We start from the raw sequence: 18,059 nt of genomic DNA, 5'->3' as shown, positions 1-18,059 counted from the left end.
GTACAGTCTCGATCAAAAATGTTTCTTTCATGGATCCATAAATTTCAGTAGAATAGCCAACCAGCAAAAAGGATCAAAAGATCCATAAAATCCGAGATAAATTAACAAGGTTACTATGTTTTATACTGAAAATTATGATGTTATTGTGATCGGTGGCGGACACGCAGGCACTGAAGCTGCACTTGCACCGGCACGCATGGGACTCAAGACCCTATTATTGACCCATAATGTTGATACACTAGGGCAAATGTCTTGTAATCCTGCGATTGGTGGGATTGGTAAAGGTCATTTAGTCCGAGAAATTGATGCGATGGGCGGTTTAATGGCAACTGCTGCGGACCAAGCAGGAATCCAATTTCGTACCTTAAACAGTAGTAAAGGACCGGCGGTACGTGCTACACGTGCGCAAGCTGACCGTGTTTTATACCGCCAAGCAGTACGTATTGCATTAGAAAATCAAGAAAATTTAGATATTTTTCAACAAGAAGTGACCGATATTATTTTAGATCAGGATCGCGTCTGCGGTGTTGTCACTAAAATGGGTTTAAAATTTCACGCAAAAGCAGTGATTTTAACAGCCGGTACTTTCCTTTCTGGTAAGATCCACATTGGTTTAGAAAATTATACAGGTGGACGCGCAGGTGATCCTGCTTCAGTGATGTTAGCCGATCGTTTAAGAGAACTGAATTTACGTGTAGATCGTTTAAAAACGGGTACACCGCCCCGTATTGATGCACGTACTATTGATTTCTCAGTACTGGCTAAACAACATGGCGATGAAAAATTACCTGTTTTTTCCTTCATGGGATCTGTTGATCAACACCCACGTCAAATTCCATGTTTTATTACCCATACAAATGAACAAACGCATGAAGTGATCCGTAATAACTTAGATCGCAGCCCAATGTATGCTGGGATCATTGAAGGGATCGGTCCACGTTATTGCCCTTCTATTGAAGATAAAGTAATGCGTTTTTCTGAGCGTAATTCTCATCAAATCTACCTTGAACCTGAAGGGTTAACCAGTAACGAGATCTATCCAAATGGGATCTCCACTAGTTTACCTTTTGATGTTCAAATGAAGATCGTTAATTCAATGAAAGGGATGGAAAAAGCACGCATTATCAAGCCAGGTTATGCAATTGAATACGACTATTTTGATCCAAGAGATCTCAAACCCACTTTAGAAACAAAATCGATCCGTGGTTTATTTTTTGCTGGTCAAATTAACGGAACCACAGGTTATGAAGAAGCCGCAGGGCAAGGGTTACTGGCAGGAATTAATGCTGGGTTATTTGTACAAGAAAAAGAAGCTTGGTTCCCACGTCGTGATCAAGCATATATCGGTGTTCTTGTTGATGATCTTTGTACTTTAGGGACGAAAGAACCTTATCGTGTGTTTACGTCTCGTGCAGAATATCGCTTATTGTTGCGTGAAGATAATGCTGATAGTCGTTTAACACCAATTGCTCATCAATTAGGTTTAATTGATGAAAAACGTTGGGCAAGATTCAATCAAAAAATGGAAAATATTGAATTAGAAAGACAACGTTTACGCCAAATTTGGCTCCACCCACGTTCTGAATATTTAGACGAAGCAAATAAGGTCTTAGGTAGTCCATTAGTGCGTGAAGCCAGTGGGGAAGATTTATTACGTCGCCCAGAAATGAATTATCAGATTTTAACTTCATTAACGCCATTCCAACCAGCAATGGATGATCAAGAGGCGGTAGAACAAGTAGAAATTGCGATTAAATATCAAGGTTATATTGAACATCAACAAGAAGAAATTGCACGTCAAAAACGGCATGAAAGTACCGCGATTCCTGCTCATTTTGATTATACTGTCGTATCTGGTTTATCCAATGAAGTACGTGCTAAGTTAGAGCAACATCGCCCTGTTTCGATTGGACAAGCTTCGCGTATTTCTGGTGTAACTCCAGCGGCGATTTCAATTTTATTAGTAAGCTTGAAAAAACAAGGCATGTTAAAGCGTGGTGAATAATGACTAACCTTGAGCAACAACTTAGCCAAAAATTAGAAATTTTATTAAAACAGACCGCACTTTCGATAACCGATCAACAAAAAGAGCAGTTAATAAAATTGGTTTTATTATTAAATAAGTGGAATAAAGCCTATAATCTCACTTCTGTACGTGATCCGATGGAAATGTTGGTAAAGCATATCTTAGACAGTGTTGTGGTGAGCCCTCATTTACAAGGTAAACATTTTATTGATGTTGGTACAGGTCCTGGCTTACCGGGATTACCGCTTGCTATTGTTAATCCTAATAAACACTTTGTACTTTTAGACAGTTTGGGTAAACGAATTAGTTTTATTCGTAATGCGATTCGTGAGTTAGGTTTAGATAATGTTGAAACCGTACTAAGCCGAGTTGAAGAATATCATCCAGAACAACCATTTGATGGTGTATTAAGTCGTGCTTTTGCTTCTTTAAAAGATATGACGGATTGGTGTCAACATTTACCAAAACAAGATGGTTATTTTTATGCCTTAAAAGGGCTTTACCATCAAGAAGAAGTGGAAGAATTAAGTGAAAAGTTTACTATTCAACAAGTGATTCGACTACAAGTGCCAGAGCTGATTGGAGAAAGACATTTAGTGATTGTTAAGTAAACTTTAAAGGAATGTTTAAAAAATATAATTTTGTGATCTTGTTCACATATTTTAATTTCTAATAGTATTAAAACTAGCGTATAATCCACAGCAATTTTGTTTTTATTTATACTGTTTCAATGCAGTGAATACAGGTAATGTCGAAAGTAATCTATCAAGCTAAAAAGCAATATAAAATTGCACTGGGTATTGAACTGGGCGTATTGTTAGCTAGTTTGATTTGTTTGTTGGGTTATCAATGGCAAGTCGCGATATCTTTTATATTGGGGTCATTGGCGATATTTATTCCACATTGTTTATTTGTTTGGTTCGTTTTTTTTACAAAAAAACAACAATTTTCGAATAAGTTAACAACATTTTATGGTGGAGAGGCCGTTAAATTTATATCCACAATTTTTTTGATTGTACTTGCTTTTAAACTGTTCAATTCAATGCATTTTATTGCATTTTTTGTTGGATATTTTATAACAATAGTTTTAAACAATATTCTTCCATTTTTTATAAGTAAGTACTTAAATATAAAGCATTTTCATAAATATCAATAAAGGATTAGTTATGGCAGCAGAGCTTACAACAGCGGGATATATTGGGCACCATTTAGCATTCTTGAAAACAGGGGATTCTTTCTGGCATGTTCATTTAGATACCCTTCTATTTTCAATTATTTCAGGTGCAATTTTTCTTTTTGTTTTTTCAAAAGTTGCAAAAAAAGCAACACCGGGTGTGCCTAGCAAGATGCAATGTTTTGTTGAGATAATGGTTGATTGGATTGATGGGATCGTAAAAGAAAATTTCCATGGTCCTCGTCATGCTGTTGGACCATTAGCATTAACTATTTTCTGCTGGGTATTCATTATGAATGCTATCGATTTGATCCCAGTGGATTTCCTACCTCAATTAGCCCATTTATTTGGTATTGAATACTTAAGAGCTGTTCCAACAGCAGATATCAGTGGAACATTAGGCTTATCAATTGGTGTCTTCTTCTTAATTATTTTCTATACAATCAAATCAAAAGGTATGAGTGGCTTTGTTAAAGAATATACGCTTCATCCTTTTAATCATCCTTTGTTAATTCCGGTTAACTTAGCGCTTGAATCAGTCACATTATTAGCAAAACCTGTTTCTTTGGCGTTCCGTCTTTTCGGGAATATGTATGCAGGTGAACTTATCTTTATTCTTATTGCAGTGATGTACATGGCAAATAATTTTGCACTTAATTCAATGGGCATTTTCATGCATTTGGCTTGGGCTATTTTCCATATTCTTGTGATTACCTTACAAGCATTTATTTTTATGATGCTTACAGTGGTTTATTTGAGTATGGGTTATAACAAAGCAGAACATTAATTTTTTATAAACAAAACCAGACCTTGGGTCTAAATTTCAATCTTATGGAGAACATTATGGAAACTGTAATTACTACAACAATCATCGCATCTGCAATTCTTCTTGCTGTAGCAGCATTAGGAACGGCTTTAGGTTTTGCTATCTTAGGGGGTAAATTCTTAGAGTCATCAGCTCGTCAGCCAGAATTAGCAAGCAGCTTACAAATCAAAATGTTTATTGTTGCAGGTCTTTTAGATGCGATTTCAATGATTGCTGTAGGTATTGCGTTGTTATTTATCTTTGCTAACCCATTCATCGACCTATTAAAATAATTATTGATTTGCGAATAGGTGCAAATAATTACTCTGTTACAGAGTAATATAAACAATGATTATATAAGGAGGAGTGGTTGTGAATTTAAATGCAACACTAATTGGTCAACTTATCGCGTTCGCAATTTTTGTTGCGTTCTGTATGAAATTTGTTTGGCCGCCAATTATTAAAGCGATTGAAGAGCGTCAACGTTCAATTGCAAATGCGTTAGCATCGGCAGAAGCGGCGAGAAAAGAGCAAGCAGATACGAAAGCTTTAGTTGAGCAAGAAATTACTGAAGCCAAAATGCAAGCGCAGCAAATTATTGATTTAGCTAATAAACGTCGCAATGAAATTTTAGAAGAAGTCAAAGTAGAAGCTGAAGCAACAAAAGCGAAAATTATTGAACAAGGTTATGCTGAAGTAGAAGCAGAGCGTAAACGTGTTCAAGAAGAATTACGTGTTAAAGTTGCATCGCTTGCGATTGCGGGTGCTGAGAAAATTGTGGGTCGTACAGTTGATGAAGCGGCAAACAGTGACATTATTGATAAATTAGTTGCAGAACTATAAGAAGGTTGGGCTTATGTCAGAATTAACTACAATAGCTCGCCCTTATGCCAAAGCAGCATTTGATTTTGCTATTGAGCAAAATACAGTAGAAAAATGGGCGAATATGTTGCATTTTTCATCCGAATTAATCAAAGATGAAACAATGCAAACTTTTTTAAAAAGCTCGCTTTCTGCTAGTAAACTTGCCGATACAGTAATTTCAATTTGTGGCGAACAACTTGATCAATATGGGCAAAATCTTATTCGGTTAATGGCTGAAAATAAGCGTTTGGAAGTGCTTCCTGCTATCTATCAAGCATTTCAACATTATGTTGAAGAGCACCAAAAAGTAGCAGAAGTTCAGGTCATATCAGCACAACCATTAAATGCAACGCAAGAGCAAAAAATTGCTAGCGCAATGGAAAAAAGATTGGCTCGTAAAGTTAAATTAAATTGTAGCTTAGATAGTTCACTGATCGCAGGTGTAATTATTCGTACAGATGATTTTGTTATCGATGGAAGTAGTCGCGGACAACTGTCTCGTCTAGCAAATGAGCTGCAATTATAAGAGGAATAAAAAATGCAACTAAATTCTACAGAAATTAGTGAATTGATTAAAAAACGCATTGCCCAATTCGATGTTGTGAGTGAAGCTCGTAATACGGGGACAATCGTTTCTGTGAGTGACGGAATTATCCGTATTCACGGTTTAAGTGAAGTGATGCAAGGGGAAATGATTGCATTACCAGGCAATCGCTATGCGATGGCGCTTAACCTTGAGAGAGATTCTGTGGGTGCAGTAGTAATGGGACCTTATGCAGATCTTGCTGAAGGAATGGAAGTTCAATGTACAGGTCGTATTCTTGAAGTCCCAGTTGGTCGTGGCTTACTAGGTCGTGTCGTCAATACATTAGGTGAGCCAATCGATGGAAAAGGTGAGATCGAAAACGATGGTTTTTCACCAGTTGAAGTGATCGCACCAGGTGTTATCGATCGTAAATCGGTTGATCAGCCAGTACAAACTGGTTATAAAGCGGTTGACTCCATGGTACCAATCGGTCGTGGTCAGCGTGAATTAATTATCGGTGACCGTCAAACCGGTAAAACGGCATTAGCCATTGACGCCATCATCAATCAACGTGATTCAGGTATCAAATGTATTTATGTTGCAATTGGTCAAAAAGCATCAACTATTGCTAACGTAGTACGTAAATTAGAAGAACATGGTGCCTTACAAAATACAATCGTTGTTGTTGCATCAGCATCAGAATCTGCTGCTTTACAATATTTAGCACCATATTCTGGTTGTGCGATGGGTGAATATTTCCGTGATCGTGGTGAAGATGCATTAATCATTTATGATGATTTATCAAAACAAGCCGTTGCGTATCGTCAAATTTCATTATTATTACGTCGCCCACCAGGTCGTGAAGCATTCCCAGGGGATGTTTTCTATTTACACTCTCGTTTACTTGAGCGTGCTTCTCGCGTAAATGAAGAATATGTTGAGCGTTTCACGAATGGTGAAGTAAAAGGAAAAACGGGTTCTTTAACCGCACTTCCAATTATTGAAACTCAAGCGGGTGACGTTTCTGCGTTCGTTCCAACTAACGTGATTTCGATTACTGATGGTCAGATTTTCTTAGAATCTAATTTATTTAACTCAGGTATTCGCCCTGCGGTAAACCCAGGTATTTCGGTATCTCGTGTAGGTGGTTCAGCGCAAACTAAAGTAATTAAAAAATTAGCAGGTGGTATTCGTACTGCACTTGCACAATATCGTGAATTAGCGGCATTTGCTCAGTTCGCTTCGGATCTTGATGATGCAACACGTAAGCAATTATCACATGGTCAAAAAGTAACTGAATTATTGAAACAAAAACAATACTCTCCGTTATCTGTAGCACAACAAGCATTAGTGTTATTTGCAGTAGAGTTTGGTTACTTAGAAGAAGTGGACTTAGATCGTATTGGTTCATTTGAATCAGCACTTTTAGAGTATGCTAACCATAACTATGCTGATTTTATGCGTGAGTTAACCCAATCTGGCAATTACAATGATGAAATTAAAGAGTCATTAAAAGGCATTTTGGATAGCTTCAAAGCAAACAGTGCGTGGTAAGTTAACACTTTAAATGGAGAGACAAAATGGCAGGTGCTAAAGAGATAAGAACCAAAATCGCGAGTGTAAAAAGTACACAAAAAATTACTAAAGCGATGGAAATGGTTGCTGCCTCGAAAATGCGTAAAACGCAAGAACGCATGTCTTCTTCACGCCCTTATTCAGAAACAATACGTAACGTGATTAGCCACGTTTCCAAAGCAACGATTGGTTACAAGCATCCATTTTTAGTGGATCGCGAAGTAAAAAAAGTGGGCATGATTGTTGTGTCCACAGATCGTGGTCTTTGTGGTGGCTTAAACGTGAACTTGTTTAAAACTGTATTAAATGAAATGAAAGAATGGAAAGAAAAAGATGTTTCTGTTCAATTGAGTTTAATCGGTTCTAAATCTATCAACTTTTTCCAATCTTTGGGAATTAAAATTTTAACCCAAGATTCAGGTATTGGTGATACTCCCTCTGTTGAGCAGTTAATTGGTTCAGTCAATTCTATGATTGATGCTTATAAAAAAGGGGAAGTAGATGTTGTGTATTTAGTTTATAACAAATTTATTAACACGATGTCGCAAAAGCCAGTATTGGAAAAATTAATTCCATTACCAGAATTAGATAATGATGAATTAGGCGAAAGAAAACAAGTTTGGGATTATATTTACGAACCTGATGCGAAAGTATTATTAGATAATTTATTGGTTCGTTATTTAGAATCTCAGGTTTATCAAGCAGCAGTTGAAAACCTTGCTTCTGAGCAAGCCGCTCGAATGGTCGCCATGAAAGCAGCAACAGATAACGCAGGTAACTTAATTAATGAGTTACAGTTAGTCTATAACAAAGCTCGTCAAGCAAGTATTACAAATGAATTAAATGAAATTGTTGCCGGTGCAGCAGCAATTTAACAAATAGAGGATCGGTAATGGCAACTGGAAAAATTGTACAAATCATCGGTGCGGTTATTGACGTTGAATTCCCACAAGATGCAGTACCAAAAGTATATGATGCCTTAAATGTTGAAACAGGTTTAGTGCTTGAAGTTCAACAACAATTAGGTGGTGGTGTAGTTCGCTGTATCGCAATGGGATCATCTGATGGATTAAAACGCGGTTTAAGCGTAACAAATACGAATAACCCAATTTCTGTTCCAGTGGGAACGAAAACATTGGGTCGTATCATGAACGTATTGGGTGAACCAATCGATGAGCAAGGTGAAATCGGTGCAGAAGAGAATTGGTCTATTCACCGTGCGCCACCAAGTTATGAAGAACAATCTAACAGTACTGAACTTTTAGAAACGGGAATTAAAGTTATCGACTTAGTTTGTCCGTTTGCGAAAGGGGGGAAAGTAGGTTTATTCGGTGGTGCGGGTGTTGGTAAAACCGTCAATATGATGGAATTAATCCGTAACATCGCAATTGAGCACTCAGGTTACTCTGTCTTTGCGGGGGTAGGTGAGCGTACGCGTGAAGGTAACGACTTCTATCATGAGATGAAAGACTCTAACGTATTAGATAAAGTGTCTCTTGTTTATGGTCAAATGAACGAGCCACCAGGTAACCGTTTACGTGTGGCATTAACAGGCTTAACCATGGCGGAAAAATTCCGTGATGAAGGTCGTGATGTCTTATTCTTCGTTGATAATATTTATCGTTATACTCTTGCTGGTACAGAAGTTTCTGCATTATTAGGTCGTATGCCATCTGCGGTAGGTTATCAACCAACCCTTACAGAAGAAATGGGTGTTCTGCAAGAGCGTATTACTTCAACCAAAACAGGTTCTATTACTTCTGTTCAAGCCGTTTACGTGCCTGCTGATGACTTGACTGACCCATCGCCAGCGACAACTTTTGCACACTTAGACTCTACTGTAGTATTAAGTCGTCAAATCGCGTCATTAGGTATTTATCCTGCAGTGGATCCATTAGAATCAACTTCTCGTCAGTTAGATCCATTAGTCGTGGGTGAAGAACACTACAACGTTGCACGTGGTGTACAAACAACCTTACAACGTTATAAAGAATTGAAAGATATTATTGCAATTCTTGGTATGGATGAGTTATCTGAAGAAGATAAATTAGTGGTTGCTCGTGCACGTAAGATCGAACGTTTCTTATCACAACCGTTCTTCGTTGCGGAAGTATTTAATGGTACGCCAGGTAAATATGTTCCATTAAAAGAAACAATTCGCGGCTTTAAAGGTATTTTAGACGGTGAATATGACCATATCCCAGAACAAGCGTTCTATATGGCGGGTACCATCGACGAAGTATTAGAAAAAGCGAAAAAATTGTAATTGCTTCTGAAAGCAACTAATCAGGCTTGAAGGAGAAAAAATGTCAGTATTTAACTTAACCGTAGTAAGTGCAGAGCAACAGATTTTTTCTGGTCAAGTAGAGAGTATTCAAGCAACAGGTATTGAGGGTGAACTGGGTATTTTAGCTGGTCACACCCCACTCCTTACGGCGATTAAACCCGGTATTGTGAAATTAACTCTTGAAGACGGAAAAGAAGAAGTGATCTATGTCTCGGGTGGTTTTTTAGAAGTTCAACCCAATGTGGTTACCGTATTAGCGGATACGGCGATTCGTGGTGATGAATTAGATGGCGATCGTATTTTAGCTGCTAAAAAACGTGCAGAAGAAAATATTCGTACGCGTCATGGCGATGCTAATTATGAAATGTTGGCGTCGAAACTGTCTAAAGAATTAGCGAAACTCCGTGCTTATGAATTAACGGAAAAATTAGTCAAAAATAAACGCTAATTTGACCGCACTTTAAATACCAAAAAGACCACATCATGTGGTCTTTCTTTTTCAATTTTATTTGCCTTTTTTTACCCAATATTGAAAGGGAATATGTTCAATCTCACTTTTTAACAGTGTGTGTTCCATAAATTGACAAAAACTGGGAATATCTCTTGTTGTTGCTGGATCATCCGCGATAACTAATAAAACATCGCCTTCCTCTAAAAAACGGATGTGTTTTCTCACCAGCATAACTGGCTCAGGACAGCGTAGGCCTAATGTATCTAATGTTTGTGTTACCCTAATCTCATTCATTGATTTTTATCATTGGTTGGCTATATTTAGGCGGTATAATACACCAAACTCAAATTGCGTAGAAGTTCAATAAAACAATGATTGAATATAAAATCCCAAAAAGTGCGGTCATTTTTGAAGAAGAAATCAAAAAAAGCCGTTTCATCACTTATCTTCAACATGTAGAAAACCTAACACAAGCAAAGGCATTTTGGCAACAAATCAAATCTCAACACCCTCAAGCACGTCATCATTGTTGGGCAACCATTGCTGGCGCGCCCAATGATTCACAACAATTTGGTTTTTCCGATGATGGCGAACCGGCTGGTACAGCGGGTAAGCCGATGTTGTCTGCTTTACAAGGCAGTAAGATTGGTGAAATTTGTGCTGTGGTTGTGCGTTATTATGGCGGCATTTTATTGGGAACGGGAGGGTTAGTCCGTGCTTATGGCAACGGTGTGCAACAAGCACTGACGTTATTAGAAACCGCAGTAAAAGTGCAACGTCAATCTTACAAAGTGCACTGTGATTATAGTCATATTAATGCGTTACAACTGCTTTGTGAAAAACAGGATGTGATAATCATAAATCAACATTTTGTTGATCGTGTAGCATTTGAGTTAGGGATCAGAGATGATAAACTGACAGCATTTGAACAAGCCTTAATTGAACGTTTTAGTGGACAGTTACAATTAGAAAGAGAGTAAATTTTGAGAATATTATCCATTATCCGTATTGTTGGCATTCTTGTGATGTGTTTTTCCCTCACCATGTTAGCACCTGCTTTTGTGGCATTACTCTATGGTGATGGAGGCGGTAAAGCGTTTATGCAGACTTTTGTAATGAGTGCTATTGTTGGTATGTTATTGTGGTGGCCTTGTCATCACCATAAAGAAGAATTACGTTCTCGAGATGGCTTTTTAATTGTGGTGGCATTTTGGTTAGTACTCGGCAGCATCGGGGCCATTCCATTCATGTTGTTTGAGAAACCGCACCTGTCTTTTTCCTCGGCAATTTTTGAGTCATTTTCTGGCTTAACTACCACGGGTGCTACTGTCATCGAAGGTTTAGACCAACTTCCAAAAGCGATTTTATTTTATCGACAGTTACTCCAATGGCTAGGCGGGATGGGGATCATTGTATTAGCGGTAGCGATTATTCCTTTATTAGGTATAGGTGGTACACAGTTATATCGTGCAGAGTCCTCCGGTCCTTTAAAAGAACAAAAATTACGCCCACGTATTGCTGAAGTAGCAAAACTTCTGTGGATTTTATATTTCTCTCTAACAGTTCTTTGTGCAATAGCGTATTGGTTTGCTGGCATGAATGCATTTGATGCCATTGGACACAGTTTTTCTACGGTAGCGAATGGTGGATTTTCAACCCATGATGCAAGTATGGGGTATTTCAATAATGCGACTATTTATTTGATTACAACCTTCTTTATGCTGATTGCGGGGGTTAATTTTAATTTGCATATTTCCGCGCTGACGTATCTCGGTAAACAAAGTCTTTGGAAAAATTATTGGAAAGATCCTGAATTTCGTTTTTTCGTAGCGATACAAGTACTGTTTATTTTATTATTTTCTCTCTCTTTATATTTTTATGACGTCCTCACAAATTTAAGTGATGCTTTTATTCAGGGTTCATTACAATTGACATCAATGTCAATGACCGCAGGTTATAGTATTTTTGATATGAATAACTTACCTGCATTTTCTGCTATGTTATTAGTCATTGCTAGTGTCATCGGCGGATGTGGTGGTTCAACAACAGGTGGCTTAAAAACTATCCGCGTTTTAATTTTATGGCTACAAGTTAAAAGAGAATTACGTAGTCTTGTCCACCCAAATTTAGTTCAACCAATAAAACTAGGACAAAATATTTTACCTATTCGGATGTTAGAAAGTATTTGGGCTTTTCTTATGATTTTTATTTTGGTGTATTGGGTCTGTGTTTTTGCCGTGATTCTTTGTGGTATGGATGTGTTTGATGCTATGGGATCTGTTTTTGCAACATTAACCAATGCGGGTCCAGGGCTTGGTGTGATCCACCAAGATTTTCTTAATGTCCCTGAAAGCGCCAAGATTGTTTTTGCATTTGCCATGATTTGTGGCCGTTTAGAAATTTTTTCTTTATTGGTTCTCTTTACTCCTACTTTTTGGAAAGAATAATGAAAACACTGATTCTCTATTCAAGCCGTGATGGGCAAACGAAAAAAATCGCAGAATTTATTGCTTCGAAATTAAGTGGTGATGTACAAACACAACCTTTGACAGAAAAGACAGATATTACGAAAGCCGATCGCATCGTAATAGGTGCCTCCATTCGCTATGGGCATTTTGATAAAGTACTTGATAAATTTGTGAAAAAACAGACCGCACTTTTGAGCCAAAAGCCAAATGCATTTTTTGCAGTTAATCTTACTGCGCGCAAGGCTGGAAAAGATACGCCAGAAACGAATGTCTATGTCAGAAAATTTTTACAGCGTATTGATTGGCAACCGCATTTAGCGGCGGTTTTTGCTGGAGCATTATATTATCCACGCTATTCTTTTTTTGATCGTACAATGATTCGCTTGATTATGAAAATCACAGGTGGAGAAACAGATACCAGCAAAGAAATTGAATACACTGATTGGCAGAAAGTTGAATTTTTCACAGAGCAATTTGAGAAGCTTAAATAAAGTACATGTTTTGTTTGTTTTTATAGCGGAAAAATCATTTTTGGTTAATAAAAGAGCTGTTAGTAAAAAAAATGAAAAAAGCGCTTGCTTGAAAATCTGAAATCCCTATAATGCACCTCCGCAGCGCAAGGGAGGCAAGCGAAAGGAAAGCATAATGCTTTTTGTTGTTTTAAAAGGTAAGCAGTCTTTAAAATAAAATGGCTTGACATAGAATAGAGATTTGATTATCATTTTCGTCCTTGCTTAGTGCAACGTTCTTTAACAATCTAACAGACAATCTGTGTGGGCACTTGTTGATTGATTTCATTTAAAAAATTTTAAAATTGAAGTCTTAATAGGTGCTTAATACTGAAAATTCATGATACTTTTGAAGTAAATGTAAACTTTTAGCTAAGCAGTTTATTGAGCGATTGAACTTTGAATTGAAGAGTTTGATCATGGCTCAGATTGAACGCTGGCGGCAGGCTTAACACATGCAAGTCGAACGGTAGCAGGAAGAAAGCTTGCTTTCTTTGCTGACGAGTGGCGGACGGGTGAGTAATGCTTGGGAATCTGGCTTATGGAGGGGGATAACTGTGGGAAACTGCAGCTAATACCGCGTATTCTCTGAGGAGGAAAGGGTGGGACCTTAGGGCCACCTGCCATAAGATGAGCCCAAGTGGGATTAGGTAGTTGGTGGGGTAAAGGCCTACCAAGCCTGCGATCTCTAGCTGGTCTGAGAGGATGACCAGCCACACTGGAACTGAGACACGGTCCAGACTCCTACGGGAGGCAGCAGTGGGGAATATTGCGCAATGGGGGGAACCCTGACGCAGCCATGCCGCGTGAATGAAGAAGGCCTTCGGGTTGTAAAGTTCTTTCGGTAATGAGGAAGGGATGTTGTTAAATAGATAGCATCATTGACGTTAATTACAGAAGAAGCACCGGCTAACTCCGTGCCAGCAGCCGCGGTAATACGGAGGGTGCGAGCGTTAATCGGAATAACTGGGCGTAAAGGGCACGCAGGCGGACTTTTAAGTGAGATGTGAAATCCCCGAGCTTAACTTGGGAACTGCATTTCAGACTGGGAGTCTAGAGTACTTTAGGGAGGGGTAGAATTCCACGTGTAGCGGTGAAATGCGTAGAGATGTGGAGGAATACCGAAGGCGAAGGCAGCCCCTTGGGAATGTACTGACGCTCATGTGCGAAAGCGTGGGGAGCAAACAGGATTAGATACCCTGGTAGTCCACGCTGTAAACGCTGTCGATTTGGGGATTGGGCTATATGCTTGGTGCCCGAAGCTAACGTGATAAATCGACCGCCTGGGGAGTACGGCCGCAAGGTTAAAACTCAAATGAATTGACGGGGCCCGCACAAGCGGTGGAGCATGTGGTTTAATTCGATGCAACGCGAAGAACCTTACCTACTCTTGACATCCTAAGAAGAGCTCAGAGATGAGCTTGTGCCTTCGGGAACTTAGAGACAGGTGCTGCATGGCTGTCGTCAGCTCGTGTTGTGAAATGTTGGGTTAAGTCCCGCAACGAGCGCAACCCTTATCCTTTGTTGCCAGCGATTCGGTCGGGAACTCAAAGGAGACTGCCAGTGACAAACTGGAGGAAGGTGGGGATGACGTCAAGTCATCATGGCCCTTACGAGTAGGGCTACACACGTGCTACAATGGTGCATACAGAGGGCAGCGAGAGTGCGAGCTTGAGCGAATCTCAGAAAGTGCATCTAAGTCCGGATTGGAGTCTGCAACTCGACTCCATGAAGTCGGAATCGCTAGTAATCGCAAATCAGAATGTTGCGGTGAATACGTTCCCGGGCCTTGTACACACCGCCCGTCACACCATGGGAGTGGGTTGTACCAGAAGTAGATAGCTTAACCTTCGGGGGGGCGTTTACCACGGTATGATTCATGACTGGGGTGAAGTCGTAACAAGGTAACCGTAGGGGAACCTGCGGTTGGATCACCTCCTTACCTAAAATGAAGCGACTGCAAGTGTTCACACAGATTGTTTGGTAGATTGTATGAATAAAACATATGGCAAAGTGGAGAGCATCTTTACATGTTGTCCCCATCGTCTAGAGGCCTAGGACATCGCCCTTTCACGGCGGTAACCGGGGTTCGAATCCCCGTGGGGACGCCATTTAAAGATGACTTTTGTTGTCTTTACTGTTCTTTAAAAAATTGGAAACAAGCTGAAAAACTGAAGAGATTTTCGAAAGAAAGTCTGAGTAGAAAAATCTTGCATGAAAAAAGGCATGCAAGTGTTTAGCGTTTAAACACAACATCAAGGTGATGAAACTTGATTAATGCATTAGCAAAGGTTAATGGATTAATTGAGATTAAGTAAGAATACTTGAGGTTGTATGGTTAAGTGACTAAGCGTACAGGGCGGATGCCTTGGCAATCAGAGGCGATGAAGGACGTGCTAATCTGCGAAAAGCTTGGATGAGTCGATAAGAGGCGTTTAATCCAAGATATCCGAATGGGGAAACCCAGTAGATGAAGAATCTACTATCAATAAATGAATACATAGTTTATTGAGGCGAACCGGGAGAACTGAAACATCTAAGTACCCCGAGGAAAAGAAATCAACCGAGATTCTGTGAGTAGCGGCGAGCGAAAGCGGAAGAGCCAGTAAGTTTTAGCTAGCATATTAGAGGAATTGGCTGGGAAGCCAAATCAAAGAGGGTGATAATCCCGTACTCGAAAGTATGTTAGTGGAACTAAGCTTACGATAAGTAAGGCGGGACACGAGAAATCCTGTTTGAAGATGGGGGGACCATCCTCCAAGGCTAAATACTCCTGATTGACCGATAGTGAACCAGTACTGTGAAGGAAAGGCGAAAAGAACCCCGGTGAGGGGAGTGAAATAGAACCTGAAACCCTGTACGTACAAGCAGTAGGAGCGAGGGCAACCTTGTGACTGCGTACCTTTTGTATAATGGGTCAGCGACTTATATTTTGTAGCGAGGTTAACTGAATAAGGGAGCCGAAGGGAAACCGAGTCTTAACTGGGCGTTGAGTTGCAAGGTATAGACCCGAAACCCGGTGATCTAGCCATGGGCAGGTTGAAGGTTGGGTAACACTAACTGGAGGACCGAACCGACTAATGTTGAAAAATTAGCGGATGACTTGTGGCTGGGGGTGAAAGGCCAATCAAACCGGGAGATAGCTGGCTCTCCCGAAATCTATTTAGGTAGAGCCTTGAGCGGACACCTTCGGGGTAGAGCACTGTTTCGGCTAGGGGTCCATCCCGGATTACCAACCCGATGCAAACTGCGAATACCGAAGAGTGATACTCAGGAGACACACGGCGGGTGCTAACGTTCGTCGTGGAGAGGGAAACAACCCAGACCGCCAGCTAAGGTCCCAAAGTCTATATTAAGTGGGAAACGAAGTGGGAAGGCTTAGACAGCTAGGATGTTGGCTTAGAAGCAGCCATCATTTAAAGAAAGCGTAATAGCTCACTAGTCGAGTCGGCCTGCGCGGAAGATGTAACGGGGCTCAAATATAGCACCGAAGCTGCGGCATCAGAATTTATTCTGTTGGGTAGGGGAGCGTTGTGTAAGCGGATGAAGGTGGCTCGAGAGGGTTGCTGGACGTATCACAAGTGCGAATGCTGACATAAGTAACGATAAAACGAGTGAAAAACTCGTTCGCCGGAAGACCAAGGGTTCCTGTCCAACGTTAATCGGGGCAGGGTGAGTCGGCCCCTAAGGCGAGGCTGAAAAGCGTAGTCGATGGGAAACGGGTTAATATTCCCGTACTTGGATAAACTGCGATGTGGGGACGGAGAAGGTTAGGTTAGCAGACTGTTGGATGTCTGTTTAAGGTGGTAGGTGGAAGACTTAGGCAAATCCGGGTCTTTATAAACACTGAGAGCTGATGACGAGGTCTTAAGGGACTGAAGTAACTGATACCCTGCTTCCAGGAAAAGCCACTAAGCTTCAGGTTTATCTAAACCGTACTGAAAACCGACACAGGTGGTCAGGTAGAGAATACTCAGGCGCTTGAGAGAACTCGGGTGAAGGAACTAGGCAAAATAGCACCGTAACTTCGGGAGAAGGTGCGCTTACAGTAATTGTAGTCCCTTGCGGATGAAGGTGAAGTAAGTCGAAGATACCAGCTGGCTGCAACTGTTTATTAAAAACACAGCACTCTGCAAACACGAAAGTGGACGTATAGGGTGTGATGCCTGCCCGGTGCTGGAAGGTTAATTGATGGTGTTATCGAAAGAGAAGCTCCTGATCGAAGCCCCAGTAAACGGCGGCCGTAACTATAACGGTCCTAAGGTAGCGAAATTCCTTGTCGGGTAAGTTCCGACCTGCACGAATGGCATAATGATGGCCAGGCTGTCTCCACCCGAGACTCAGTGAAATTGAAATCGCCGTGAAGATGCGGTGTACCCGCGGCTAGACGGAAAGACCCCGTGAACCTTTACTATAGCTTGACACTGAACATTGAATTTTGATGTGTAGGATAGGTGGGAGCCTTTGAAGCAGTGACGCCAGTCATTGTGGAGGCGACCTTGAAATACCACCCTTTAACGTTTGATGTTCTAACGAAGTGCCTGAAACGGGTACTCGGACAGTGTCTGGTGGGTAGTTTGACTGGGGCGGTCTCCTCCCAAAGCGTAACGGAGGAGCACGAAGGTTTGCTAATGACGGTCGGACATCGTCAGGTTAGTGCAATGGTATAAGCAAGCTTAACTGCGAGACAGACAAGTCGAGCAGGTGCGAAAGCAGGTCATAGTGATCCGGTGGTTCTGAATGGAAGGGCCATCGCTCAACGGATAAAAGGTACTCCGGGGATAACAGGCTGATACCGCCCAAGAGTTCATATCGACGGCGGTGTTTGGCACCTCGATGTCGGCTCATCACATCCTGGGGCTGAAGTAGGTCCCAAGGGTATGGCTGTTCGCCATTTAAAGTGGTACGCGAGCTGGGTTTAGAACGTCGTGAGACAGTTCGGTCCCTATCTGCCGTGGGCGTTGGATGATTGATTGGGGCTGCTCCTAGTACGAGAGGACCGGAGTGGACGCATCACTGGTGTTCCAGTTGTCTCGCCAGAGGCATTGCTGGGTAGCTAAATGCGGAAGAGATAAGTGCTGAAAGCATCTAAGCACGAAACTTGCCAAGAGATGAGTCATCCCTGACTTTAAGTCAGTAAGGGTTGTTGTAGACTACGACGTAGATAGGTTGGGTGTGTAAGTGTAGTGATACATTGAGCTAACCAATACTAATTGCCCGAGAGGCTTAACTATACAACGCTCAAGTGTTTTTGGGTGTTGAGTGAGACGTTAGACGAAAAGACGAAGAAGAGAAAATTACTTTAGACAGCTTGTTTTTGATTAAAGTGCGAGAGTGAAGAAAGCACGAAGGAAGAACAGAAGAATAGAGAAGA

The 18,059-nt window shown here is 40.7% G+C and carries 15 protein-coding genes, 1 tRNA gene and 2 rRNA genes; 17 read left to right on the top strand and 1 reads right to left on the bottom strand.

Annotated features, from left to right (window positions below; all coding sequences use genetic code 11):
• Nucleotides 1–115 precede the first annotated feature (115 nt).
• The 11 genes from mnmG (at nucleotide 116) to KPF51_RS09815 (ending at nucleotide 9,705) form a co-directional block, all read left to right on the top strand.
• Nucleotides 116–2,005 carry a tRNA uridine-5-carboxymethylaminomethyl(34) synthesis enzyme MnmG gene (gene mnmG, locus KPF51_RS09865; RefSeq protein ID WP_005724188.1) on the top strand — a complete coding sequence of 630 codons (1,890 nt, stop codon included), beginning with the start codon at nucleotides 116–118 and terminating at the stop codon, nucleotides 2,003–2,005.
• Nucleotides 2,005–2,637, top strand: a complete 633-nt coding sequence (rsmG, locus tag KPF51_RS09860; RefSeq protein WP_005724190.1) for a 16S rRNA (guanine(527)-N(7))-methyltransferase RsmG — start codon at nucleotides 2,005–2,007, stop codon at nucleotides 2,635–2,637. Before mnmG ends, rsmG begins: the two co-directional genes overlap by 1 nt.
• 137 nt (nucleotides 2,638–2,774) lie before the next feature.
• Nucleotides 2,775–3,182, top strand: coding sequence for an ATP synthase subunit I (locus tag KPF51_RS09855; RefSeq protein ID WP_005718047.1), 408 nt, complete (start codon nucleotides 2,775–2,777; stop codon nucleotides 3,180–3,182).
• Nucleotides 3,183–3,192: 10 nt separating this feature from the next.
• Nucleotides 3,193–3,987 (top strand): F0F1 ATP synthase subunit A, encoded by a 795-nt coding sequence (gene atpB, locus KPF51_RS09850; RefSeq protein ID WP_005724193.1) that lies wholly within the window; start codon nucleotides 3,193–3,195, stop codon nucleotides 3,985–3,987.
• Nucleotides 3,988–4,043: 56 nt separating this feature from the next.
• Complete coding sequence (gene atpE / locus KPF51_RS09845) at nucleotides 4,044–4,298, top strand: F0F1 ATP synthase subunit C (RefSeq protein ID WP_005718049.1); 255 nt, start codon at nucleotides 4,044–4,046, stop codon at nucleotides 4,296–4,298.
• Nucleotides 4,299–4,377: 79 nt separating this feature from the next.
• Nucleotides 4,378–4,848 (top strand): F0F1 ATP synthase subunit B, encoded by a 471-nt coding sequence (atpF, locus tag KPF51_RS09840; RefSeq protein WP_005718050.1) that lies wholly within the window; start codon nucleotides 4,378–4,380, stop codon nucleotides 4,846–4,848.
• 13 nt (nucleotides 4,849–4,861) lie between these two features.
• Nucleotides 4,862–5,395 carry a F0F1 ATP synthase subunit delta gene (atpH, locus tag KPF51_RS09835; RefSeq protein WP_005752058.1) on the top strand — a complete coding sequence of 178 codons (534 nt, stop codon included), beginning with the start codon at nucleotides 4,862–4,864 and terminating at the stop codon, nucleotides 5,393–5,395.
• Nucleotides 5,396–5,407: 12 nt separating this feature from the next.
• Nucleotides 5,408–6,949 carry a F0F1 ATP synthase subunit alpha gene (gene atpA / locus KPF51_RS09830; protein ID WP_005724203.1) on the top strand — a complete coding sequence of 514 codons (1,542 nt, stop codon included), beginning with the start codon at nucleotides 5,408–5,410 and terminating at the stop codon, nucleotides 6,947–6,949.
• Nucleotides 6,950–6,975: 26 nt separating this feature from the next.
• On the top strand, nucleotides 6,976–7,845 hold the full coding sequence (atpG, locus tag KPF51_RS09825; RefSeq protein ID WP_005718053.1) for a F0F1 ATP synthase subunit gamma: 870 nt from the start codon (nucleotides 6,976–6,978) through the stop codon (nucleotides 7,843–7,845).
• Nucleotides 7,846–7,862: 17 nt separating this feature from the next.
• Nucleotides 7,863–9,236 (top strand): F0F1 ATP synthase subunit beta, encoded by a 1,374-nt coding sequence (gene atpD, locus KPF51_RS09820; RefSeq protein ID WP_130561999.1) that lies wholly within the window; start codon nucleotides 7,863–7,865, stop codon nucleotides 9,234–9,236.
• Between the two features lie 40 nt (nucleotides 9,237–9,276).
• Nucleotides 9,277–9,705: a F0F1 ATP synthase subunit epsilon gene (locus tag KPF51_RS09815; protein ID WP_005718055.1), complete on the top strand. Its 429-nt coding sequence runs from the start codon at nucleotides 9,277–9,279 to the stop codon at nucleotides 9,703–9,705.
• A 57-nt stretch (nucleotides 9,706–9,762) separates the two neighbouring features.
• Here KPF51_RS09815 and tusA read toward each other — a convergent pair whose 3' ends face one another.
• Nucleotides 9,763–10,002, bottom strand: coding sequence for a sulfurtransferase TusA (tusA, locus tag KPF51_RS09810; RefSeq protein WP_005718056.1), 240 nt, complete (start codon nucleotides 10,000–10,002; stop codon nucleotides 9,763–9,765).
• A gap of 77 nt (nucleotides 10,003–10,079) precedes the next feature.
• Here tusA and KPF51_RS09805 point away from each other — a divergent pair, with 77 nt between their 5' ends.
• The 6 genes from KPF51_RS09805 (at nucleotide 10,080) to KPF51_RS09780 (ending at nucleotide 17,919) form a co-directional block, all read left to right on the top strand.
• Nucleotides 10,080–10,688, top strand: coding sequence for a YigZ family protein (locus KPF51_RS09805; RefSeq protein WP_005749369.1), 609 nt, complete (start codon nucleotides 10,080–10,082; stop codon nucleotides 10,686–10,688).
• Nucleotides 10,689–10,691: 3 nt separating this feature from the next.
• Nucleotides 10,692–12,155 carry a TrkH family potassium uptake protein gene (locus KPF51_RS09800; RefSeq protein WP_010907193.1) on the top strand — a complete coding sequence of 488 codons (1,464 nt, stop codon included), beginning with the start codon at nucleotides 10,692–10,694 and terminating at the stop codon, nucleotides 12,153–12,155.
• Nucleotides 12,155–12,667 carry a menaquinone-dependent protoporphyrinogen IX dehydrogenase gene (hemG, locus tag KPF51_RS09795; RefSeq protein ID WP_005718059.1) on the top strand — a complete coding sequence of 171 codons (513 nt, stop codon included), beginning with the start codon at nucleotides 12,155–12,157 and terminating at the stop codon, nucleotides 12,665–12,667. The genes KPF51_RS09800 and hemG overlap by 1 nt, the downstream gene beginning before the upstream one ends.
• 419 nt (nucleotides 12,668–13,086) lie before the next feature.
• Nucleotides 13,087–14,627: ribosomal RNA gene (locus KPF51_RS09790) — 16S ribosomal RNA — on the top strand.
• Nucleotides 14,628–14,720: 93 nt separating this feature from the next.
• A tRNA-Glu gene (locus KPF51_RS09785) sits at nucleotides 14,721–14,796 on the top strand.
• A gap of 225 nt (nucleotides 14,797–15,021) precedes the next feature.
• Nucleotides 15,022–17,919, top strand: a 23S ribosomal RNA gene (locus KPF51_RS09780).
• Together the 16S and 23S rRNA genes with 1 tRNA gene alongside form the textbook arrangement of a ribosomal RNA operon.
• Nucleotides 17,920–18,059: the final 140 nt, after the last annotated feature.

Source organism: Pasteurella sp. XG20 (assembly GCF_018968665.1).
Taxonomy (GTDB): domain Bacteria; phylum Pseudomonadota; class Gammaproteobacteria; order Enterobacterales; family Pasteurellaceae; genus Pasteurella; species Pasteurella multocida.
The sequence above is the reverse complement of the archived record's forward strand: the minus strand, read 5'-3'. Positions and strand labels throughout refer to the sequence as shown.

Coding starts and splice junctions, on each gene's coding strand:
- mnmG (WP_005724188.1), top strand. CDS start 116: ATGTTTTATACTGAAAATTATGATGTTATTGTGATCGGTGGCGGACAC.
- rsmG (WP_005724190.1), top strand. CDS start 2,005: ATGACTAACCTTGAGCAACAACTTAGCCAAAAATTAGAAATTTTATTA.
- KPF51_RS09855 (WP_005718047.1), top strand. CDS start 2,775: ATGTCGAAAGTAATCTATCAAGCTAAAAAGCAATATAAAATTGCACTG.
- atpB (WP_005724193.1), top strand. CDS start 3,193: ATGGCAGCAGAGCTTACAACAGCGGGATATATTGGGCACCATTTAGCA.
- atpE (WP_005718049.1), top strand. CDS start 4,044: ATGGAAACTGTAATTACTACAACAATCATCGCATCTGCAATTCTTCTT.
- atpH (WP_005752058.1), top strand. CDS start 4,862: ATGTCAGAATTAACTACAATAGCTCGCCCTTATGCCAAAGCAGCATTT.
- atpA (WP_005724203.1), top strand. CDS start 5,408: ATGCAACTAAATTCTACAGAAATTAGTGAATTGATTAAAAAACGCATT.
- atpG (WP_005718053.1), top strand. CDS start 6,976: ATGGCAGGTGCTAAAGAGATAAGAACCAAAATCGCGAGTGTAAAAAGT.
- atpD (WP_130561999.1), top strand. CDS start 7,863: ATGGCAACTGGAAAAATTGTACAAATCATCGGTGCGGTTATTGACGTT.
- KPF51_RS09815 (WP_005718055.1), top strand. CDS start 9,277: ATGTCAGTATTTAACTTAACCGTAGTAAGTGCAGAGCAACAGATTTTT.
- tusA (WP_005718056.1), bottom strand. CDS start 10,002: ATGAATGAGATTAGGGTAACACAAACATTAGATACATTAGGCCTACGC.
- KPF51_RS09805 (WP_005749369.1), top strand. CDS start 10,080: ATGATTGAATATAAAATCCCAAAAAGTGCGGTCATTTTTGAAGAAGAA.
- hemG (WP_005718059.1), top strand. CDS start 12,155: ATGAAAACACTGATTCTCTATTCAAGCCGTGATGGGCAAACGAAAAAA.